The sequence below is a fragment of the Bradyrhizobium sp. UFLA05-125 genome (assembly GCF_059803515.1).
The window spans coordinates 85,037-106,381 of record NZ_JBANBJ010000017.1; the positions used below are offsets into that span (position 1 = coordinate 85,037).

The following is a 21,345-nucleotide window of genomic DNA, read 5'->3' on the forward strand; positions in this document are numbered from 1 at the left end:
GTGCGTTCTTGTCGGCACGTCCGCTTTTGTAGGGTGAGTTCGCAAAGGTGGCAACCGCGCGCCCCGCATGCCGCCGCGCGGAATAGTCTTACTGCGTCACAAGACCCCCATGGTGAGGAGCGCGGAGCGCGTCTCCGGACAATGCTTTGCATCGCCGGGCGAACCGTGAAGGCCCGGATCTTACCCACGGCCATCCTTCGAGACGCGCGTTCCGCGCTCCTCAGGATGAGGAAAGAGTGCTTGTGACGCAGTAGAAATAGGGCGTGCTGCAATCAGTACTTCAGGAGGCCGAGCTTGTAGCCGTAGTGATAGGCGATCTGGAGTGCGAGATAGGGCGCGATGACGCGGCGGATCTCGGCCTGCGTCGGATCAATACCCAGCACACGCCGCCGCAGGATTCCCATCTCCTTCACGCCCACCGCGTAGGTGGCGGCGGTCTTCTGCGCATCGTGGATGCGGAAGCACGACAGAAAGCGCGGCAGGCGAACGAATTTGAAGCCCGCCGTCTGCGCGCGCAGGATGAAGTCCCAGTCCATCGCGTAATGGAAGCTTTCGTCGATCTGTCCCACCTTGTCCCACACCCGCTTGCGCCAGAACATGGTCTCCTGCGGGATATAGTCGGCATATTGCAATGTCTTGCCATGATAGGGCGGCAGCACGGCGCGGCCGACCTCAAGCCCGTCGCGATCGACGAATACACGATGCCCATAGACGATGTCGACGTTCGGATGGGCCGTGAAATAGCTGGCGACATAGGCGAGTGTGCCGGGCAGCAGCATATCGTCGCTATTGAGGTACGCCATGATCTCGCAATCGACGCCGGAGAAGCCGATATTGATGGCGTTGGATTGGCCCTTGTCGGGCTCGCTACGCCAGCTCAGGCTGTTGCCGCGCTTGCTCAGCAGCTCAGCCGTTCCGTCGATCGAGGCGCCATCCTGCACGTGATAGTGCAGGTTCGGATAGTTCTGGTTGAGGATGCTGTCGATGGTGGCGTCGAGATAGTGCACGTGATTGTAGCTCGGCGTCACCATCGCGATCCGGGGTGCGTTCGCCGGCATCGATGGCGCGGGCTGAAAGCTGTTCACGTTGAGCAGGCGCGGCGGATATTGCTCGAATGTCCACATCGGCGGTCGCCGCCAGAGGCTGCGCAGCGTCTCTCGCCTTTGTCCCGCAGCGATGAGATGCTGGTTTCTCTCCAGAAGCGCGATGCGACTTTCGATCTGATCGAGCTGTTGCAAGACCCTCTGCTTGAATTCGTCGTCCATCAATAAAGTTCCGCAACAGGAATACAGTATCAAAAATCGTCTGGCCAAGCCGTTCGCTACGAGCCGTTCTCTATACGTCTGCGGCCCGAGATGCCAGCTTAGTTCCCCAGTAAACGGGGTACCCGGAAGCTGCGCGACATGAGAAGCTCTCACCAGACCTCCCTGGGTCTTGAGGGTGAGGCGATACCGGCCAGCAACACGGCCAGGATGCCTGTCAGGAAGATGCCGTCGAACGTCCCGGCGCCGCCGATCGAGGCGACGGGAGCGCCCAGACCGCCGATCTTGTCGAGGTTGAGCAAATCGGCACCGATCAGGGTGCCCATCGAGCCGCCGATATAGGCGAGCGGCGCGGCATATTCGCGCGACAGCAGGAAGGCCAGGATCGCGGTGACTACGACCGGCGCGAAGACGGGAACGGCGATGCCGACACCCTGCACCGGTGTCGCCATCAGGTGGATGACGAAGGCGATCGCGATCACCGCGATCGCGGCCTTCAGCCAGAGCTGATAGCGCAGCACGAGATAGCTCGACATCAACGTCGGGATCACGGCACCGCCGACGTTCACCGCGAGCACCGTCCCCGGCCATTGTGTCACCAGCGGCACCACATAGCGCATGCCGAAGAAATCGACGATCTCGCCCGAGCGCACCGCCTTGCCGGGTAGTACCGTGATCGGGATGTTGAAATAGCTGCCGACCAGCGAGCCGAACAACAGCAGCAGCGCAACGCCTGGTCCGACGCCAAGCTTCATATAGGCATAGCGCAGGATGCGGAGCTGGATCAGGATGATCAACCCGGCGAACAGCAGCACCAGGATGGAAAACAGGCCGGGTGTGATCGGCAGGTATTGAACTTGTGAATGCATGGTCACACGGCTCGATCTGGCACAGTACGACCCTGCCAACATCCCACGGGATGGCCGTGATGACAAACCTAACTGCCGGTTCCAATCAGTGTCGCGTGCAGGATGTAGCGATCTGGGCCTGAGGTGAACGCGTCAAAGGGCCAGCAGGTCGAGAGCACGAGCTCGTAGCCCTGCGTGTTAGGATCGATGCCCGAGGCGTCGAAGCGCACGATGGCCGAGGAGTCGGCCTGGTAGTGGAAGCGCTTGCCGTCGCTGCGCGTGACCTCGATCTCGTCACCGATGGCAACGTCTCGCAAGAAACGGAAATGCGTATCGCGATGTGCCGCGTAGACGGCGACGCCGCGCTCACCGGCATCCGCGGTCTGTTCGACATGTCCGGGGCCGAAGGCGAGCGCCTGGCCGCTCGATCCTGCGAGCACGATGGCGCTGGCGCCGATCCGCTTCACCTCGATCCGTGCCACTGGCCAAGTGTCCGCCCATGACCACGGCTTCGTCGGCTGACCGCTTGCGATGCTCATGGTGAACGCGCGTTCCAGCAGCAGTTGCGCCAGCCATGCCTTGGCATGGATATAGGCGCCGTCGCCGAACAGGATGACGCCGACGAGGGCCAGGGTGAGAGGAGAGATCAGGCGGCGCATTGGTGTTCACTCTCTCGTCATTGCGAGCGAAGCGAAGCAATCCAGACTGCATCCGCGGCGGCAGTCTGGATTGCTTCGTCGCTTCGCTCCTCGCAATGACGGTATTGAGAAAAAAGCGCGCGCGGCTGTTTTGGGGCGGGTGACGGGCAGCCGCGCGCGCTGAAGAAGAGGAGGTGGCTGAGACCTCCTCTTTCACCCGGCGTCAGTGAGCAAGGGCTGACGCCGGTTGAACACGAACAGGACCAGGCTGAGCAGCAGCACGATCAGTCCTGCGATCATCTTCAACTCGGCCGAGGTTGCCGTCTTTGGCAGGCGAACAGTGTCGGCTGCCGCAGGCGTCGGGCGCCGCGCCGGCGGCTGGCCGCTTGCGTCCGCATGACGCTCCTTCAGTTGCACCGGTACTTGCTGCGGCCGTTCGCCGAACACCTTTTCGAAGTCCCAGCCGGCCGGCAGGTTGATCGGCAGCTCACTGAGCTTGAGCGGCTCGCCCTCGGGGCGGCTCGGCGTCTTGTCGACAGCGACGAGGCTGGTCAGCCGGGTGACGATCTGGTGCTCCAGCGCCAGCCGCAAGATGGCCTTGTCGGCATCCTCGGGACTCATCTGGCGCATCGTGCGCGCCACCTCGGCATCGCCAATCTTGCGATTGGCCCAGAGTTTCGAGAGGCCCTTGCCCTCGGCGGCATTTTGCAGCGGCAGCGTCACCGACCACGGCCGGTCACCGACGCGGCCCTTGATCTCGACCGAGCCCGAGAGCTTGTCGAGCTTGGCCGCGAGCACCAGCGGCTCGTCGCGATAGACGTCGGGAATGATCGCCGGCGTTATATCGGCCGAGGCTTCCGAAAACTTGGCGGAGAGGCCGGTTACGGCCGGATTTTCCAGCTTGGCGAACAGGCCGCGCATGCGCTCCTCGACTTGCTCGACCGAGCCAATATGCGTGAAGGCGCCGCGTCCGAGCTCGGAAGCGCGGGTCATCAGATAGGTGTTGGGCGCAGAGCCGATGCCGACCATGAAAACGCGCGAGCGGCCGCGCATCGCCGTGATCGTTTCGAACAATTGCTGCTCATTGCCGATCGCACCGTCCGTCAGGAACACGACCTGGCGCACCATGCTTGTGTCGCCGAGACTGTCGGTCAGCGCGGCGCGCATTGCCGGCACCATCTCGGTGCCGCCACGTGCCTGAAGCGCGTCCACGAAAGCTGTTGCCTGCCGCACATGCTCGGTGTCAGCGGGCACTGATGTCGTGAACAGCACGTCCATGGTGTCGTCGAAGCGGATGACGTTGAAGCGATCGCTCGGCTGGAGGCGCGAGAGCGCGTAGTTGAGGCTCGCCTTGGCCTGGATGATCGACGTGCCGCCCATCGAGCCGGAATTGTCGATCACGAACACGACTTCGCGCGGCAACGGTTTTTGCGTCGCTTGCTCGATCGACGGCGGGGTTACGAAGGCCAGCAGATAATCGGCGCTGCCGATATGTTCGCGGAACAGGCCGACCGACGGTGCCTTCTCGACCGCGGGCTTCCAGGTCAGCTCGAAATCGCGGTCCGCGGGCACGGTATCGTCGGCGAGACGAACGATCCGCGTTGCATTGTCGGGGCTTTCGATCTTGACGGCGTGGTGATGGCTCTTGACCTCGCCGAGCGCAAAGCCCCCCTGGAGACGAACCGTGATGCTAGTCGGATTGACCGGCGGATTCTTGGCGGGATCCAGCACGGGCGGCGAGATACGGTCACGATCCGGCACCGGATCGGTCCTGCTCGCGCCCCAGCCGGAGCCGTCGGGACGGAAATCGACGCTCTGCACGATCGGCGACGGATTGTAGCGCGGCCCGACCACGAGCGGCACGCGCAGCGAGTATTCGTTGCCGGACTGGTGCACCGGCTCCTGATATTCGATCTGCACCAGCACGGTTTCACCCGGGCCGATATTGGCGACCGAATTGGTGAAGATGTTTGGCCGCTCTTGTTCGGTGAGCGCGGCCTTCTGGCCGTCCCGGCGCGCCTGCTCGTAGATCACGCGCGCCTGCTGTCGCTCCTTGATGTCGCCGACGATGACGCGATCGCCAACCACCATCTTCAGCGTGTCGACAGCGCCGCTCGTGGCCATCGGATAGACATAGGTCGCCTCGACCCAGCTCTTGGTAGGATTCCTGAATACTTGCGTGACGCGGGCGCGCAGCGTCGGGCCGGAGACGGTGATGTCGACGTCGATGCCGAGGCGGACGGCCTCTGTGGTGGCGCCATCGTCCTTCAGAAACAGCGTCCCTGAACGGGCCTCGCCCGGCTGCAGCAGGCTTGCCTGCTCTGACGTGGCGGACCAGCTCGGCACAAAGCTCACGAGCAGGGCCACGAAAGCAATCAGGATCACCGCAACGCCCTGCGCCAGCAGAAACAGCCCCACATTGATCAGCTTTCGCAGCATGGGATGCTCGTCTCTGTCGGTCTCGTCATAAATGCTCATTTCACCTGCTCCCGAAGCACGTTTTGGCTGGCCTCTATTTCGGCCGCGGAGCGCTGATTTCGCGAGCAGAATGATCGGCAATGTTCGGCCGCCGGCCACCCGGGCCGGCCGCCGTGGAGACGGTCCTGTGCGGTTTTGTGCTGATTTGTCCGTCCTGCTAGAGTGTCCGTCTGGAGCAGGGAATACCGATGCAGACGCCGGACAAGCAGCTTACGGACGAGCAGAGCCACGAGGTTGCGGAGAAAATCCGCGAGGAGCTCGCCAAACGGCGTATCTCCCGGCAGGCGCTGGCCGAGCAGGCCAAGCTGAGCCTGTCGACGCTGGAGAAGGTGCTGGGCGGCCGGCGCCCGTTCACGCTGGCGACCACGGTGCGTCTGGAGCAGGCCTTGGGAGTCTCCTTGCGGAAAAATCACGTCGCACCGCCGGCGCCTGGCGCAGGCAACGATGTCGCGCCCGACAGTCTCGGCTCCTATTCGCACCGCGCGGTGACCTGGCTCGAGGACGTCTACATCACGCTGCGGCCGTCATTCGGCGACAAGGATGCGCTCTTTGCCTACCGCACCGAGATCGCCTGGGAGCCGAAAGTGTCGTCGCTGGTTTTCCGCGAGGGTGAGCGCACGGACGCCGCCTACGAGCATACCGGCGAGGTCGCCGTTCCCCATCAGTCCGGCTTCATCTATCTCGTCATCAACCGGCACGGGCAGCACCGGGTGATCACGGTGTCGCGGCCGACGGTGGCTGGCGAGATGTATGGCATCATCTCGACGCTGCGTGCCGGCCCGGGCTCGCAGCTGACGCCGATCGCGGCACCGATCGCCCTCGTCCCGGCGCGAAACGTCAACACGCCGACCTTGGGGCGGATCTCTCCCGACAACGTCAATTACGCGTTGTACCGTGACCATCTGCGCCGCACGGTGGACGAATCGTTCGCGCTTTTCCTTCCGGTCTAGCGGCTCTTTCGCCGGCGTTGCTTTTTATTGAATCCATTTGCCAGTGTCATTCATGCCCAGTCCGCAAGCCGCGCCCGACGCCGAGCGTCCGCTGTTCTCCGTCATCATTCCGCTTGAATTTCACCGCGGGCAATGGGAGCAGTCATGGCAGGGCTGGATGTCGCAGACCCTCGCGCGTCCGCTTTACGAGATCATCCTGGTCGTGCCGCCGGACTTCTCGCCGCGCGGGAATCTGTCCGCGCTTGCCGACGGTGAGGCGCGGCTCGAATTCTCCGACTCGGCTCATGACATCGGCCTCTGTGCGTTCGGCGCGGCGAAGGCGCGCGGCAGATATCTGTTCTTCACGGAATCGCACTGCTGGCCAGAGCCCAACGTGCTCGCGCTCTGTGTCCGCGCCTTCGAGGATCATCCCGAATGGTCGGGCTTTTCCTGCAAGTCGATTCCGGTCTGCCACAATCGCCTCTCCGAAGCGGAGGCCGCGATGTACCAGGCCGACATCGATTTCGGCATGAAGGTGCATCCATGGCGCAAGGTGCTGGACCAATGCTTCGTGACGCGGCGTGAGGCCTATGAGGAATGCGGCGGCCTGCGCGAGGAGCTCGGCCATTTCGCCGAATGGGTGCTCGCGGCCGCCTACCACGCGCGCGGCCACGTCATCGGGTATCTGGAAGAGGCGCGCTTCCATCATTACTATATCGGACGGCTGTCCGACTTGAAGACGTTCACGCTCGATTTCGTGCAAGGCGAGATCCGCTACCTCAGCGAAGGACGACTCGAGCCCGGCAGCGAGCTTCTGGAAATTCCCGTCGAATGGCGCAGCCAGGACAATTTCGATCCCGCGCTTGCGCGGAGCGCGCTTCGCGCCTTGGTGCTTGATCGCCATTCTTGGTCGGAACGACCTCGCGAGACATGGGACGGATTCCGGCGCTGGGTCAAGCCTGCGCTGTTTGGAGACCTCCTCGCGCGCGGCGCGGCGCGACTCGCAGCAGCCTCTGCCCGTTGCGTCCTGACCGTTCTGGCGCATGTCGGCTCGCGCGAGAGTGTCGCGCGCTGGATGAAGCACTACATTGCTGCCCTGATCGATTTTCAGCGTCTCGATTGCATCCAGCGCGTTCGCGAGGCTGGCGGCGCTCTCTTGCAGCGGTTGGGCGATCAGGTGCTTGCGCAGGCCGGCTTCAATGCCGGGGAGACCTGGCACGGCCGCGCCTTCCGCTGGAGCGAGCCCGAGGCCGCGGTCCGGATCGGCGGAAGCCCCGGCCGCAACGTCGTTCGTGTTGAATGCCTCAACATCCGCGAACCCCTCGATCGAATCGGGCTTCGCTTTTACCTCGACGGCGCACAAATCGCCGACCGATCGATCGCGATCCACGAGGGTGGCTTCGAGCTGCGCCTGGATCTGCCATCGTCCGACGAGGCCACGCTGGCATGGACTTGTCCGCGCTTTGCAGCCGCGGGCGATTCGCGCCGCCTCGGCCTGCCGGTGGTCGGGATCGAAGTCGCAGGCGACACGCAGCCGCGCGAGGTTTGATGCTCAGGCGGTCGCTCGCGTGGCCTTGTCGACTTCCGAAGCCGCCGAAAATTCCTTGCGCAGCGTTGGCTTGTGGATCTTGCCGGTGGCGTTGCGCGGCAGCGCGTCGACGAAGCGGACTTGGCGCGGACATTTGAAGCGCGCGAGATTGGCTGCGCAGTGCACGAAGATATCCGCTTCACTCAAGGTTTGTCCCGGCTTGAGCACAACGATGGCAAGGCCGACCTCGCCCCATTGCGCATCGGGAATGCCGATCACGGCGGCTTCCGCGATGACCGCAATCTGATGCAGGACGTTCTCGACCTCGGCCGGATAGACGTTCTCGCCGCCGGAGATGTACATGTCCTTCCAGCGATCCACGATGTAGTAGAAACCTTCCTCATCGATGCGCGTCGCATCGCCCGTATGCAGCCAGCCGTCCGTGAAGGAGGATTTGTTGGCTTCCGGCCGGTTCCAGTAGCCGGGCGTGATGTTCGGTCCCTTCACCCAGAGCTCGCCAAGCTCGCCGACAGCGGCATCGCTGCCGTCGGGCCGCACGATCCGCACCTCCGTATGCAGCACCGGCTTGCCGGCGGAACCTGCTTTCCGCGCTGCATCCTCGCGGTCAAGCACCAGCACGGCCGGCGAGGTCTCGGTCATGCCGTAGCCCTGCTGAAGCGCGACACCGCGCGACTCCCAGACCTTCAAGAGAGGCACCGGCATCGGCGCGCCGCCGACGCCGCAGGTCGCGAGCCGGCTCAGATCCGTGGTGGCGAAGGCCGGATGCTGCGCCATGAACTGGTAGATCGCGGGCACGCCGAAGAACACGTTGATGCCTTGCGTGGGGTCGCCCAGCAATTGCAGCGCGAGGGCGGGATCGAAGGTGCGCATGATCAGCACGGTGCCGCCGGCATGCAGCGCCGGGTTGGTGTAGCAGTTGAGCCCGCCGGTGTGGAACAGCGGCAGCACGGTGAGCAGCACCGTAGACGGCCCGATGCCGGCAGGGCCCCCGAGATTGACGCAATTCCAGAACGTCATGCCGTGGGTGATGGTCGCGCCCTTGGGGTGACCCGTGGTGCCCGAGGTGTACATGATGGTCGAGATGTCATCGAGCGTGACTTGATCGATCCGGTCGAGCGGCGTTGCCGCCGCGATGCCGGCTTCGTACGAGCCTCCAGGGCCAAGCAGTAGCGTCGTGCCGCCGCCGCAGAGGTTTGTCACCGCAAGCGCGGTCTCGGCGAGATCGCCGTCATGGACCATCACCTTCGGCGCGCAATCGCCGACGATGAACTGCAATTCGGGAACGGTGAGGCGGGTATTCAGCGGCACGAAGACCGCGCCGAGCCGGAAGCAGGCGAATTGGACCTCCAACGTGTCGGTCGTGTTTTGCGCCAGCACCGTCACGCGATCGCCGCGCGAGACCTTGAGGCTGTCGCGCAGATGCGTGGCGAGGCGCGAGATGCGTGCGTCGAATTGCGCGTAGCTGAAGCGGCGCTCGCTGGCGAAATCGACGACCGCGATCTTGTCAGGCGCGCGGCGGCTGTGATGGGCGATCCAGTCGTAATGGCGAACGGTCAAGTGTCCCTCCATTTGCGGTCTTGCGCCGTCTGCCTCTCATTGCCGTGCAACATGCCAGGCCGGCCCCGAGGGGCTGGCCTGAGTTTTGAGCAAGTTTCTTTTTGGTTCGGAGTTGGTCCGCGAGGGGCTAAACTGTCTTGCGTTGAGTTGCTGGCGCATGGCCGGACCGAAGTCGGGTGCCCCCGGCCAGCCACTCGACGCAAGTGGGCGGGTGGTGTTCCGGCCATGGTGGCAACAAGAATCGCCGCCAGCGAAAGCGATCACGCGATGACGAGCCCGTTCTATACCGCCGAGCACGACGCCTTCCGCGCCGTGATGCGTCGTTTCGTCGAAAAGGAGATCGAGCCTCACGCCCATGAGTGGGACGAGGCCGGCGAATTCCCGCGCGCGTTGTATCGCAAGGCCGCCGAGATCGGCCTCTTGGGGCTTGGGTTCCCCGAGGAATTTGGCGGCGTCCCCGCCGACCAGTTCATGAGGATCGTGGCGAGCCAGGAGCTGGCGCGCGCCGGTGCAGGCGGCATCAGTGCGTCGCTGATGAGCCATACCATCGGCTCGCCGCCGATCGCGCGCGCCGCGCGGCCCGAGATCAAGGCCAGAGTGCTGCCGCAGATTCTCGCCGGCGAAAAGATCTCCGCGCTCGCGATCACCGAGCCGAGCGGCGGCTCGGACGTTGCGAACCTGCGCACCAAGGCGCGTCGTGATGGCGATCACTACGTCGTGAGCGGCGAGAAGACGTTCATCACCTCAGGCATGCGCGCCGACTATCTGACCGTCGCCGTCCGCACGGGCGGTGATGGCGCCGGCGGCGTCAGCCTTTTGCTGATCGAGGGCGACACACCCGGCCTGTCGCGTACGAAACTGAAGAAGATGGGCTGGTGGGCCTCCGACACCGCGATGCTGCATTTCGACGAGTGCCGCGTGCCGGCCGAGAACCTGATCGGCGAGGAGGGGCAGGGCTTCAAATTCATCATGCAGAACTTCAACAGCGAGCGCATGGGCATGGCGGCCGGCTGCACGGCCTTCGCCCGCGTCTGCCTCGATGAGACGATCGCCTATGCGAAGGAACGTAAGACCTTCGGCAAGCCGCTCGCCCAGCACCAGGTGATCCGCCACAAGATCGTCGACATGGCGCAGAAGATCGCCGCCTCCCAGGCGATGCTCGAAATGCTGGCCTGGCGGCTGGAGCAGGGCGAGAGCCCGGTGGCCGAAATCTGCATGATGAAGAACCAGGCCACGCAGACCATGGCGTTCTGCGCCTCGGAGGCCGTGCAGATTTTTGGCGGCGCCGGCTTCATGCGCGGCATCAAGGCCGAGCGCATCTACCGAGAGGTCAAGGTCAACGCCATCGGCGGCGGCACAGAGGAGATCATGAAGGATCTGGCATCGCGGCAGGAATTGTGACGGCGAAGCCGTCATTCCGGGGCGCGCGCAGCGCGAGCCCGGAATCTGGAGATTGAGTCTGACAATGTCGAGATTCCGGGTCCGACGCTGCGCGTCGCCCCGGAATGACGAGGAAAAGAAATGCTATTCACCGCCGACCACGACGACACCCGCCGCTCCCTGCAGAAATTCATCGCCAACGAGATCAACCCTCACGTCGATGAATGGGAGAAGGCCGACATCTTTCCGGCGCACGAGTTGTTCAAGAAGATGGGCCACCTCGGATTCCTCGGGCTGAACAAGCCGGTCGAGTTCGGCGGCTCGGGCCTCGATTACTCCTACGCGCTGATGATGGCGGAGGAGCTAGGGGCGATCACCTGTGGCGGGGTGCCGATGGCGATCGGCGTGCAGACTGATATGGCGACGCCGGCGCTGGCCCGATTCGGCTCTGACGAGATGCGGCGCGAGTTCCTGGCGCCCTCGATCGCGGGCGATTACGTCGCCTGCATCGGCGTCTCCGAGCCCGGCGCTGGCTCCGACGTCGCCTCGATCAAGACCAATGCGCGCCCCGACGGCGACGACTACGTCATCAACGGCGGCAAGATGTGGATCACCAACGGCACGCAGGCCGACTGGATCTGCTTGCTCGCCAACACCAGCGATGGACCCTTTCACCGCAACAAGTCGCTGATCTGCGTCCCCATGAAGAGCAAGGGCGTCACGGTGGCCCGCAAGCTCGACAAGATGGGCATGCGCTCCTCAGACACTGCCCAGATCTTCTTCGACGATGTCCGCGTGCCCAGGCGCAACCGGATCGGCGAGGAGGGCAAGGGCTTTACCTACCAGATGATCCAGTTCCAGGAGGAGCGCCTGTGGGGCGCGGCCGCCTGCCTGAAGGCGCACGAATACATCATCAACGAGACGATCGAATATACCCGCACCCGCAGGGCCTTCGGCCAAAGCATCCTCGACAACCAGGTCGTGCACTTCAAGCTCGCGGAGATGCAGACCGAGGTCGAGCTATTGCGCGCCCTGGTCTATCGTGCCGGCGAGGCGCTGGTTGCAGGAGAGGACGTGACGAAGCTCGCGACCATGGCCAAGCTCAAGGCCGGCCGCTTGGGACGTGAGCTCACCGATGCCTGCTTGCAATACTGGGGCGGCATGGGTTTTACCAACGAGACGCCGGTCAGCCGTGCCTATCGCGACAGCCGCCTGACCTCGATCGGCGGCGGCGCCGATGAGGTGATGCTGATGGTCCTGTGCAAGATGATGGGCACGCTGCCCGGCAGCAAGGGAACCGCCTGATGATCACCCTCTATCACTGCGACGCCGCGCGCTCCTTCCGCCCGCTCTGGATGCTGGAGGAAATGGGGCTGCCGTATGAGCTGAAGATGCTGCCATTCCCGCCGCGCGTCTTCGCCAAGGAGTACCTCGCGATCAATCCGCTCGGAACGATCCCCTATCTGATCGACGGCGAGACGCGGATGACGGAGTCTTCCGGCATCTGCCACTATCTCGGCACCCGATACGGGCCGACGCCGCTGATGGTCGACGCCAATGATCCCGATTTCGGCGCCTTCCTGAACTGGATGTATTTCAGCGACGCGACGTTAACCTTCCCGCAGACGCTGGTGCTCCGTTACGCCCAGCTCGAGCCGGAAGAGCGGCGTAATCCGCAGGTCGCCAGCGACTACGCAAAATGGTTCCTTGGGCGCCTGCGCGCGGTCGAGGCAGCGACCGCAAATGCTGAAGCCTTGTGCGCCGGCCGCTTCACCGCCGCCGACATCGTGATCGGCTATGCCCTGCGGCTTGCAGAAAGCATCGGGCTTTCTCGGGATTTCGGGCCACATGTCACAGCCTATTGGGCCCGCCTGCAACAGCGCGAGGGTTTCAAGCGGGCGGTGGTGGCGGAACGTAAGGCTGGAATCGAGCAGAACGTCGCGCCAAGGCTGAGAGCTTGAAGGGGAACCGTCATTCCGGGGCGCCCGAAGGGCGAGCCCGGAATCTCTAGATTCCGGGTTCGATGCTTTGCATCGCCCTGGAATGACGATGATTTGTGACAGCGCTATCCCGCCGTGACACCACGCAAAATTCCGCTAAGGTGGCCCCGTCCGCGGCGGCCGAAGAGCCGCGCGAGGAGGACCGCCGATGGAAGATAAAGGTCGCGAATCCGACCATCTGATGCTGATTACGCCGGAGCGCGTGTTCTACGCCGGGCTACTCGGCCGGCCGCGCCGGCGCACCGCAGGCTGCTGCCACGTCTATGTCGCGGTGAAGGGCAGCCTGCATCTGACCATCGACGACGTCCACACCACTGACGTCCTGGTCGTGACCCTGCCGAACCAGCGCCACACCATCGCGAGCGACTACCGCACCGTCATCAGCGTCACGCTCGAGCCCGAGAGCATGCCGGACGGCGTGATCGAGGCACTGAGCCAGCGCCTAACTGGACCGGACAAGGCCGACTACGCGCGAAAAATCCTCGCCGCCTACGCGTTCCTACGCCAGCGCCGCTATGGCGACGTCACCACCGCCGAATTCGACGAGATGTGCTTTGGCAAGGCGCTGCCGCGCCGCATGCTCGACCTGCGCGTGATGCGGGCGATCGCGCGCATCGAGCGTTTCTCCGGGGAGCCGGTGACGGCGGAAGCTTGCGCAGCGGAAGCTGGCCTCTCGGCTTCGCGGTTCCTGCACCTGTTCAAGGAGGAGACCGGCATCTCCTTCCGCTCCTTCCGCGCCTGGAAGCGCGCGCGGTATCTCCTTCATTTCGCCAACCAGGACCTCAACCTCGCTCATCTCGCGCAGGACATCGGCTATCCCGACAGCACACATTTCAGCCATTCGATCCGCCGCTTTTATGGCCTGAAGCCGCGCGCCATCTTCGTCGGCTCGCGCGATCTCGCCATCTATCGCAGCGGCGAGACGGTGAAGCTTGCGGAAGCAAGCTAGCCACGAATTGTAGGGTGGGTTAGCCGAAGGCGTAACCCACCGCTTCTGCATCCGCGGGACGCGCCTTGGTGGGTTACGCTTCGCTAACCCACCCTACGCAGCGACGTTTCCTGCCCTAGCTTCTCCGCGCAAGAAGCCATCCTCGCCAGGTCACATGATCGCAGCGTTGCATCCTCAACCTGCGAGATACCCAAGGCATGAGCGACAAGGCCGTCATCACCTGCGCGCTGAACGGCGTGCTCACCGACCCCAGGCAGCACAATGTGCCGGTGACGCCCGAAGAGATGGCGCGCGAGGCCAGGGCTGCGTTCGACGCCGGCGCCAGCATCATGCACATCCATCTGCGCCAGCAGGCGCCGAACAAGGGGCACCTGCCGTCCTGGGAGGTCGGCGTCTCGCGCGAAATCCAGCAGGCGATCCGCGAGGCTTGCCCTGGCGTGATCATCAATCACACCTCGGGCGTATCCGGGCCGAACTACGGCGGCGCGCTCGATTGCATCCGCGAGACCAAGCCGGAGATCGCCGCCTGCAACGCCGGCTCGCTGAACTATCTCAAGGTGAAGGCCGATCATAGCTGGGCCTGGCCGCCGATGATGTTCGACAACGCGGTCGAAAAAGTGAAGGACTATCTTGACGTCATGAACGCAGTCGCCACCATCCCCGAGTTCGAATGTTTTGACGTCGGCATCGTCCGCTGTGTCGGCATGTATACCGAAGTCGGCATGTACAAGGGACCGCTCGAATATAATTTCGTCATGGGCGTAGCCTCCGGCATGCCCGCTGATCCCGAGCTGCTGCCGATCCTGCTCAAGCTGAAGCGTCCCGAGGCGCATTGGCAGGTCACGGCAATCGGCCGTGAGGAAATCTGGCCGCTGCACCAGCGCTGCGCCGATCTCGGTGGGCATCTGCGAACCGGTCTCGAGGACACCTTCTATCTCGCCGACGGCAAGAAGGTGACGTCGAACGGCCAGTTGATCGAAGCGGTGGCCGCCTGCGCGCGGCGTGCCGGCCGCGAGATCGCGAGTCCGGCCGAGGCGCGGAAGATATTTGGGACGAATCGCTGAACGTCGTTCCGGGACGCGCGAAGCGCGAACGCCAATTCGCAATTGCGAATTGTGGAACCTCGAGATTCCGGGTTCGATGCTACGCATCGCCCCGGAATGACGGAGCAAGTTGTGGCACTCATCGAAAACACCATCTCCTCCGGCAGCGCCGCCTACCACGCCAATCGTGACGGCATGCTGGCGCTGATCGATCGCATGCGTGCGCTGGAGGAGCGCTCGCGTGCGGCGTCCGCCGCCGCGAAGGACCGCTTCCACAAACGCGGCCAGCTCCTGCCGCGCGAGCGCGTCGCGCTGGTGCTCGATCCCGGCGCGCCCTTCATCGAGCTCTCGACGCTTGCCGGCTATATGTTCGACGTTCCCGATGTCAACAAGAGCGTGCCGGGCGGTGGCGTCATCGCAGGCATCGGCTTCGTCTCGGGCATTCGCTGCATGGTCAGCGCCAGCGACGCCGGCATCGATGCCGGCGCGCTGCAGCCTTATGGCCTCGACAAGACGCTGCGCGTGCAGGAGCTCGCGCTGGAGAACAAGCTGCCTTACGTGCAGCTCGTCGAAAGCGCCGGCGCCAATCTCTTGCGCTACCGCGTCGAGGATTTCGTCCGTGGCGGCAACATCTTTCGTAACCTCGCGCGGCTGTCGGCGGCGGGCCTTCCCGTCGTGACCGTGACGCATGGCTCCTCAACGGCCGGGGGGGCCTATCAGACGGGTCTGTCCGACTACATCGTCATGGTGCGTGGCCGAACCCGCGCCTTCCTCGCGGGACCACCGTTGCTCAAGGCCGCAACCGGCGAGATCGCGACCGAGGAAGAGCTCGGCGGCGCCGAGATGCACACGCAGATCTCCGGCCTTGGCGACTACCTTGCGGAAGATGATCGCGATGCCCTGCGCATCGCACGTGAGATTATGGCGGCGCTGGAATGGGAACGGCCGGTCAGGGTAGCCAGGCAATACAAGCCGCCGCGCTACGATCAGGACGAGCTGCTCGGCATCATGCCGATGGATCACAAGCGTCCCGTCGACATGAAGCAGATCATCGCGCGCATCGTCGACGATTCCGACTTCACCGAGATGGCGTCGAACTATGGCCCCGCCACCGTCTGCGGCCATGGCCGCATCGAGGGCCAGGCGATTGGCATCATTACCAACAACGGCCCGCTCGATCCAGCCGGCGCCAACAAGGCGACCCACTTCATCCAGGCCTGCTGCCAGACCTGCACGCCGCTGCTGTATCTGAACAACACCACTGGCTACATGGTCGGCAAATCCTACGAAGAAGCCGGCATGATCAAGCACGGATCGAAAATGATCCAGGCGGTGACGTCGGCGACCGTGCCGCAGATCACCATCTATTGCGGCGCCTCCTTTGGCGCCGGCAATTACGGCATGTGCGGCCGGGGCTTCCATCCGCGCTTCTGCTTCTCCTGGCCCAATGCCAAGACCGCCGTGATGGGCGGCGAGCAGGCGGCCGAGACCATGGCGATCGTGACGGAGGCTGCCGCCGCACGGCGCGGCAAGCCGATCGAGCGGGAGAAGCTGGAGGCCATGAAGGCGCAGATCATCGGCGTGTTCGATGGCCAGATGGATGTGTTCTCGACCAGCGCGCGGGTTCTCGATGACGGCGTCATCGATCCGCGCGATACTCGCGCTGTTCTCTCGGAAGTGCTCGCGATCTGCCGTGAGGGCGACGCTCGTACGCCGCAGCGCATGCAATTTTCGGTGGTCCGTCCATGAGGAACGGATCAGTCCAGCACCGGCCGTTCTTCAAGGTCCTGATCGCCAATCGCGGCGAGATCGCGCTCCGGTTGATGCGGAGCGCGCGGCGGCTTGGCCTTGGCGTGGTCGCAGTCTATTCGGATGCGGATCGCGATGCCTTGCATGTGCGGCAGGCTGACCAGGCCGTGCGGATCGGCGAAGCGCTGCCCGCGCAATCCTATCTCAACATCCCTGCGATCATCACCGCGGCAAAGGCAAGCGGCGCGGATGCCGTGCATCCCGGCTATGGCTTCCTCGCCGAGAACGAGGCGTTCGCGCAGGCCTGCAAGGATGCGGGCCTCGTCTTCATCGGCCCGTCGCCGCTGGCAATCGAGGCGATGGGTAACAAGGCCGGCGCCAAGGAGATCATGAAGAAGGCCGGCGTACCTATCGTGCCCGGTTATCAAGGTACCGACCAGAGTGACGAGGTGATGCTCGCGGAAGCCGCGAAGATCGGCTTCCCCGTGATGATCAAGGCAGTCGCCGGGGGCGGCGGCCGCGGCATGCGGCTCGTGACCGAGGTCGCATCCTTCCCCGACGCGCTACGCAGCGCGCGCTCCGAGGCGAAGGCCGCGTTTGGCGATCCCACGGTCATCCTCGAACGTGCCATCCAGAATCCGCGGCACATCGAGATCCAGGTCTTCGGCGACGCTCATGGCAACGCCATCCATCTCGGTGAGCGCGATTGCTCCGTGCAGCGGCGGCACCAGAAGCTGATCGAGGAGGCGCCGTCGCCGGCAGTGACGCCGCAGCTGCGTGCGAGGATGGGTGAGGTTGCCGTCGCAGCCGTGAAGGCGCTGCGCTACGAGGGCGCCGGCACGCTGGAGTTCCTGCTCGACGAAAGCGGCGCGTTCTACTTCATGGAGATGAACACGCGCCTCCAGGTCGAGCATCCCGTGACCGAAGCGATCACCGGCCTGGACCTCGTTGAACTGCAACTGCGCGTCGCGCGTGGCGAACCGCTGCCGGTCAAGCAGCAGGACGTTAAATTCGACGGTCACGCCATCGAGGTGCGGCTGTGCTCGGAGGACGCCGCGCACGAGTTCATGCCACAGTCCGGCCGCATGGCGCGTTGGCAGGTGCCGGAAGGCATCCGTGTCGAGCACGCGCTGCAATCGGGCACGGAGATCCCGCCGTTCTACGATTCCATGATCGCCAAGGTCATCAGCCATGGCGCAACGCGCGAGGAGGCGCGAAGTCGCCTGCTCTGCGGGCTGGAGCAGCTCATCGCCTTCGGCGTCACCACCAACCAGGCGTTCCTGATGTCGTGCCTGCGACATCCCGGCTTTGCCAGGGGCGGGGCGACGACGGCTTTCATCGGCACGCATCGCGACGAACTGCTAGCGCCACGCAAGAACGGCGCGTTCGACGCGGCGCTCGCGGGCCTGCTGCTTTACGTCACCAACCCGCGCGCCCCGGCATGGCGTAGCGGGCGAAGCTTGGCGGCGACGTTTCCGCTGCCGGCGAAGATCGAGATGGACGGTCACACGCATGAGCTCGAAGTCGGGCGCGAGCGCGATGGCGGCTACATCGTCTCCATCGATGGGCGGGAGCATAGGTTCGAGGTCGATGAGCTGGACGCGCAGACGATTCGTTTCCACCATGAAGGCCTCATGGACACCGTAAAGTTTCTGCGCGATGGCGATCGGCTGTACCTCCAGCACCGCGGCCTCCCGCTCGTGGTAACCGATCTCACCCTTGCCCCGCCGAAGGCCGCCGCAGCCAACGGCGGCGACGGCAAGGTCCGCGCCGCCATGAACGGCCGCGTCGTCGCCGTGCTGGTCAAGCCCGGTGATCCCATCACCGTCGGCGAGCCGGTGATGACGCTGGAGGCGATGAAGATGGAGCACGTCCACAAGGCCGGTATCGATGGCGTGGTCACGGCAATCGATGTTGTGGAAGGCGAGCAGGTGACGACGGGGAAGATCGTGGTGGAGATTGAGCCGCAAACACCGCAATCGTAGGGTGGTTTAGCCGTAGGCGTAACCCACCTCTTTGGTTTCCGCGACGACAGAAGCGGTGGGTTACGCTTCGCTAACCCACCCTACAATTCTATTGCCCCCGCCCCGTCCCCTCATTGAGCAAACACGCCACCTTGTGCCGGTCGCCAGCCTCCACCAGCGCGGGCCGTTCCGTCTTGCATCGCTCCATCGCAAAACGGCAACGGGTGTGGAACGCGCATCCCGACGGCGGATTGACCGGGCTCGGCACGTCGCCATCAACGAGCGGTGCCAGTCGCTTCGCATGCGGGTTGGCGATCGGGACCGAGGCGAGCAGGGCCTGCGTATAGGGATGGCGCGGATTCCTGAACAGCTCATCCTTGTCCGCGATCTCGACGATGCGTCCGAGATACATCACCGCGACACGGTGGCTGATATGGGCGACCACAGCCAGATCATGCGCGATGAAGAGATAGGAGAAGCCGTGCTGTCGTTGCAGGTCGATCAGCAGGTTGATCACCTGGGCCTGGATCGAGACATCGAGTGCCGAGACGGGTTCATCGCAGACGATCAGCCGCGGCTGAAGCGCGAGCGCCCGCGCGATGCAGATGCGCTGGCGCTGGCCGCCGGAGAACTGGTGCGGGAAATTGCGCATCTGGTCGGGCCGCAGGCCCACGTGCTCGAACAGTTTTGCGACCTGTGTCTCCAGCGCCTTGCCGCTGGCGAGGCCATGCACCGCGAGCGGCTCGCCGACGATGTCGCCCGCGGTCATGCGCGGGTTGAGCGAGGCGAAGGGATCCTGGAACACGATCTGCATCGAACGGCGATGCGGTCGCAGCTCGGTCTTGGAGAGATGCGTGATGTCCTCGCCGTCGAGGCGGATCTGGCCTGAGGTCGGCTCGACCAGCCGCAGCACGCTGCGTGCGACCGTCGACTTGCCGCAGCCCGATTCTCCGACGAGACCGAGCGTCTCGCCCGTTTGAAGCGAGAAGCTGACGCCGTCAACCGCATGCACGGTGCCGACTTGCCGCCGCAGCACGCCGGCGCGCACCGGATAGTGCTTGATCAGGTCGGTGACATCGAGCACCGCCTCGCTCATGCCACCTCCTCCGCGACGTCGGCCGCGCGCCAGCAGGCGGCGAGATGGCCGCCGCCCCAATCCTGAAGCGGCGGATATTCGGCCTCGCAGCGCTTGATGGCGAGCTTGCAACGCGGCGCGAAGGCGCAGCCCTTTGGAAGCCGCACCAGCGACGGCACGGTGCCGGGAATTTCGTTTAGCCGCGCCTGCGCCGCGACGCCGGAAGCCGGTACCGCCGGGATCGAAGCCATCAGTCCGCGCGTATAGGGATGCTTTGGCGCGGCGAACAGTGCCTCGACGCTCGCTTCCTCGACCTTCTTGCCCGCATACATCACGATCACGCGCTGCGCGGTCTGCGCGACGACACCGAGATCATGCGTAATCAGCACGAGGCCGGTGCCGAGCTGCTTCTGAAGGTCGAGGATCAGCGCCAAAATCTGCGCCTGGATGGTGACGTCGAGGGCGGTGGTCGGCTCGTCCGCGATCAGCAGCGCCGGCCGGCACGCTAGAGCCATCGCGATCATCGCGCGCTGGCGCATGCCGCCTGAAAGCTGATGCGGATATTCCTTTGCGCGCCGCGCCGGTTCCGGGATGCGCACCAGCCGGAGCATCTCGACCGCGATGTTGTGGGCTTCCCTGGTCGAGATCTTCCTGTGCAGCCGCACCGCCTCCGTGATCTGGTCGCCGATCCGCATCACGGGATTGAGCGAGGTCATCGGCTCCTGGAAGATCATGGAAATGCGGTTGCCCCGGATCGCGCGCATTTTCGCGTCATCCAGCGCGAGCAGGTCGGTGCCCTCGAGCGTCACTGAGCCGCCGACGATGCGTCCGGGTGGATCCGGCACCAGCCGCATAAGGGAGAGGGCGGTGACGCTCTTGCCGCAGCCGGACTCGCCGACGATCGCCAGCGTCTCGCCGCGCCGCACGCGGAATGAGACGTCGTCGACCGCCTTGAAGAGCCCCGAATTGGTGAAGAACACCGTTTTCAGGTTCTTGACATCGAGCACGAGGTCGGAGGCGTCGCTCATCAGCCGCGCTGCCTCGGGTCGAGGATGTCGCGCAGTGCGTCGCCGAACAAATTGGTGCCGAACACGGCGAGGCTAATGGCAATGCCCGGGAAGATGACGAGCCACGGTGCGGTGCGGACATATTCGGCGGCGGATTCCGACAGCATGCGGCCCCAGGACGGGTAGGGCTCGGGAATACCGAGGCCAAGGAACGAGAGCGAAGCTTCGGTGAGGATGGTCGAGCCGAGTTGCGCAGTGGCGAGCACGATCAGGGGCGCCAGCGTGTTCGGCAGCACGTGGCGCAGCGCGATCCGCACCTCGCTCATCCCGATCGACTTGGCGGCTTCCACGAACGGCTGCTCGCGCAAGGCCAGCGTATTGGCGCGGATCACGCGCGCCACCGTCGGAATCAGCGGAATAGCGATCGCGATGATGACGTTTGGCAGCGACGGCCCGAGCGCCGCGGTCATCACCAGCGCCAGCACCAGCAGCGGCAGCGCTTGGAGAATGTCGGAGGCGCGCTGGAACACGAGATCGACCCAGCCCGAGAGGTAGCCCGAGGTCAGGCCGACGATGACGCCGATTGACGCGCCAAGCGTGGTCGAGCCGAGCCCGACTGCAAGCGAGATCCGCGCGCCGTGGATGATGCGGCTGAAGACGTCGCGGCCAAAGGAATCCGTGCCCATCCAGTGCAGCGCGCTTGGGCGCGCCAGCGCATGCGCGGCATCCACGGTGAGGGGATCGAAGCGGGCGAGGACGTTGGCGAAGATCGCGGTGAGCACGAACAGCGTCATGATGATCAGTCCGGCCGCGCCCAGCACATGCCGCTGCGCCAGGAACAGCACGCGCCGCCAGCCTTCGGTCGCGCCGGCGCCGGCGCGCTTCAGTTCGAGATCATAATCGATCGCGGCCAAGCA

The 21,345-nt window shown here is 64.5% G+C and carries 17 protein-coding genes; 9 read left to right on the top strand and 8 right to left on the bottom strand.

The features are described 5' to 3' along the window. Positions 1 to 272: 272 nt before the first annotated feature. From SO156_RS17725 to SO156_RS17740, 4 genes are all read right to left on the bottom strand, one after another. The gene (locus SO156_RS17725) at positions 273 to 1,265 is read right to left on the bottom strand and encodes a glycosyltransferase family 2 protein (RefSeq protein WP_498535689.1); all 993 of its coding nucleotides are present in this window, start codon (positions 1,263 to 1,265) and stop codon (positions 273 to 275) included. Positions 1,266 to 1,414: 149 nt separating this feature from the next. Continuing rightward, a complete protein-coding gene (locus SO156_RS17730) occupies positions 1,415 to 2,131 on the bottom strand; it encodes a DUF1614 domain-containing protein (protein ID WP_498535690.1) in 717 nt (238 codons plus the stop codon). A 68-nt stretch (positions 2,132 to 2,199) separates the two neighbouring features. Then, a complete protein-coding gene (locus SO156_RS17735) occupies positions 2,200 to 2,769 on the bottom strand; it encodes a class GN sortase (protein ID WP_498535691.1) in 570 nt (189 codons plus the stop codon). A gap of 192 nt (positions 2,770 to 2,961) precedes the next feature. Beyond that, on the bottom strand, positions 2,962 to 5,226 hold the full coding sequence (locus SO156_RS17740; RefSeq protein ID WP_498535692.1) for a marine proteobacterial sortase target protein: 2,265 nt from the start codon (positions 5,224 to 5,226) through the stop codon (positions 2,962 to 2,964). 188 nt (positions 5,227 to 5,414) lie between these two features. Here SO156_RS17740 and SO156_RS17745 point away from each other — a divergent pair, with 188 nt between their 5' ends. Both SO156_RS17745 and SO156_RS17750 read left to right on the top strand, forming a co-directional pair. Beyond that, positions 5,415 to 6,176 carry a helix-turn-helix domain-containing protein gene (locus SO156_RS17745; RefSeq protein WP_458146036.1) on the top strand — a complete coding sequence of 254 codons (762 nt, stop codon included), beginning with the start codon at positions 5,415 to 5,417 and terminating at the stop codon, positions 6,174 to 6,176. Between the two features lie 52 nt (positions 6,177 to 6,228). Beyond that, positions 6,229 to 7,704, top strand: a complete 1,476-nt coding sequence (locus tag SO156_RS17750) for a glycosyltransferase family 2 protein (protein ID WP_498535693.1) — start codon at positions 6,229 to 6,231, stop codon at positions 7,702 to 7,704. A 3-nt stretch (positions 7,705 to 7,707) separates the two neighbouring features. Here SO156_RS17750 and SO156_RS17755 read toward each other — a convergent pair whose 3' ends face one another. Further along, positions 7,708 to 9,261, bottom strand: coding sequence for an acyl-CoA synthetase (locus SO156_RS17755; RefSeq protein WP_498535694.1), 1,554 nt, complete (start codon positions 9,259 to 9,261; stop codon positions 7,708 to 7,710). A gap of 267 nt (positions 9,262 to 9,528) precedes the next feature. Between SO156_RS17755 and SO156_RS17760 the strand changes: the two genes are divergently transcribed. The 7 genes from SO156_RS17760 (at position 9,529) to SO156_RS17790 (ending at position 18,367) form a co-directional block, all read left to right on the top strand. Next, positions 9,529 to 10,662, top strand: coding sequence for an acyl-CoA dehydrogenase family protein (locus SO156_RS17760; protein WP_498535726.1), 1,134 nt, complete (start codon positions 9,529 to 9,531; stop codon positions 10,660 to 10,662). Between the two features lie 120 nt (positions 10,663 to 10,782). Then, the gene (locus SO156_RS17765; RefSeq protein WP_498535695.1) at positions 10,783 to 11,946 is read left to right on the top strand and encodes an acyl-CoA dehydrogenase family protein; all 1,164 of its coding nucleotides are present in this window, start codon (positions 10,783 to 10,785) and stop codon (positions 11,944 to 11,946) included. After that, a complete protein-coding gene (locus SO156_RS17770; RefSeq protein WP_498535696.1) occupies positions 11,946 to 12,602 on the top strand; it encodes a glutathione S-transferase family protein in 657 nt (218 codons plus the stop codon). Before SO156_RS17765 ends, SO156_RS17770 begins: the two co-directional genes overlap by 1 nt. A gap of 187 nt (positions 12,603 to 12,789) precedes the next feature. Continuing rightward, positions 12,790 to 13,590, top strand: a complete 801-nt coding sequence (locus SO156_RS17775) for a helix-turn-helix transcriptional regulator (protein ID WP_498535697.1) — start codon at positions 12,790 to 12,792, stop codon at positions 13,588 to 13,590. Positions 13,591 to 13,787: 197 nt separating this feature from the next. Beyond that, complete coding sequence (locus SO156_RS17780; protein ID WP_458146030.1) at positions 13,788 to 14,654, top strand: beta-keto acid cleavage family enzyme; 867 nt, start codon at positions 13,788 to 13,790, stop codon at positions 14,652 to 14,654. A gap of 111 nt (positions 14,655 to 14,765) precedes the next feature. Beyond that, on the top strand, positions 14,766 to 16,382 hold the full coding sequence (locus tag SO156_RS17785) for an acyl-CoA carboxylase subunit beta (protein ID WP_498535698.1): 1,617 nt from the start codon (positions 14,766 to 14,768) through the stop codon (positions 16,380 to 16,382). Further along, positions 16,379 to 18,367 (top strand): acetyl/propionyl/methylcrotonyl-CoA carboxylase subunit alpha, encoded by a 1,989-nt coding sequence (locus tag SO156_RS17790; protein WP_498535699.1) that lies wholly within the window; start codon positions 16,379 to 16,381, stop codon positions 18,365 to 18,367. The genes SO156_RS17785 and SO156_RS17790 overlap by 4 nt, the downstream gene beginning before the upstream one ends. A gap of 88 nt (positions 18,368 to 18,455) precedes the next feature. Here SO156_RS17790 and SO156_RS17795 read toward each other — a convergent pair whose 3' ends face one another. The 3 genes from SO156_RS17795 to SO156_RS17805 are packed head-to-tail and all read right to left on the bottom strand — an operon-like array spanning position 18,456 to position 21,342. Continuing rightward, positions 18,456 to 19,442 (bottom strand): ABC transporter ATP-binding protein, encoded by a 987-nt coding sequence (locus SO156_RS17795; protein ID WP_498535700.1) that lies wholly within the window; start codon positions 19,440 to 19,442, stop codon positions 18,456 to 18,458. Further along, entirely contained in the window at positions 19,439 to 20,449 is a 1,011-nt protein-coding gene (locus SO156_RS17800) for an ABC transporter ATP-binding protein (protein WP_498535701.1), read from the bottom strand. The genes SO156_RS17795 and SO156_RS17800 overlap by 4 nt, the downstream gene beginning before the upstream one ends. Next, positions 20,449 to 21,342, bottom strand: a complete 894-nt coding sequence (locus SO156_RS17805; RefSeq protein WP_498535702.1) for an ABC transporter permease — start codon at positions 21,340 to 21,342, stop codon at positions 20,449 to 20,451. Before SO156_RS17805 ends, SO156_RS17800 begins: the two co-directional genes overlap by 1 nt. Positions 21,343 to 21,345: the final 3 nt, after the last annotated feature.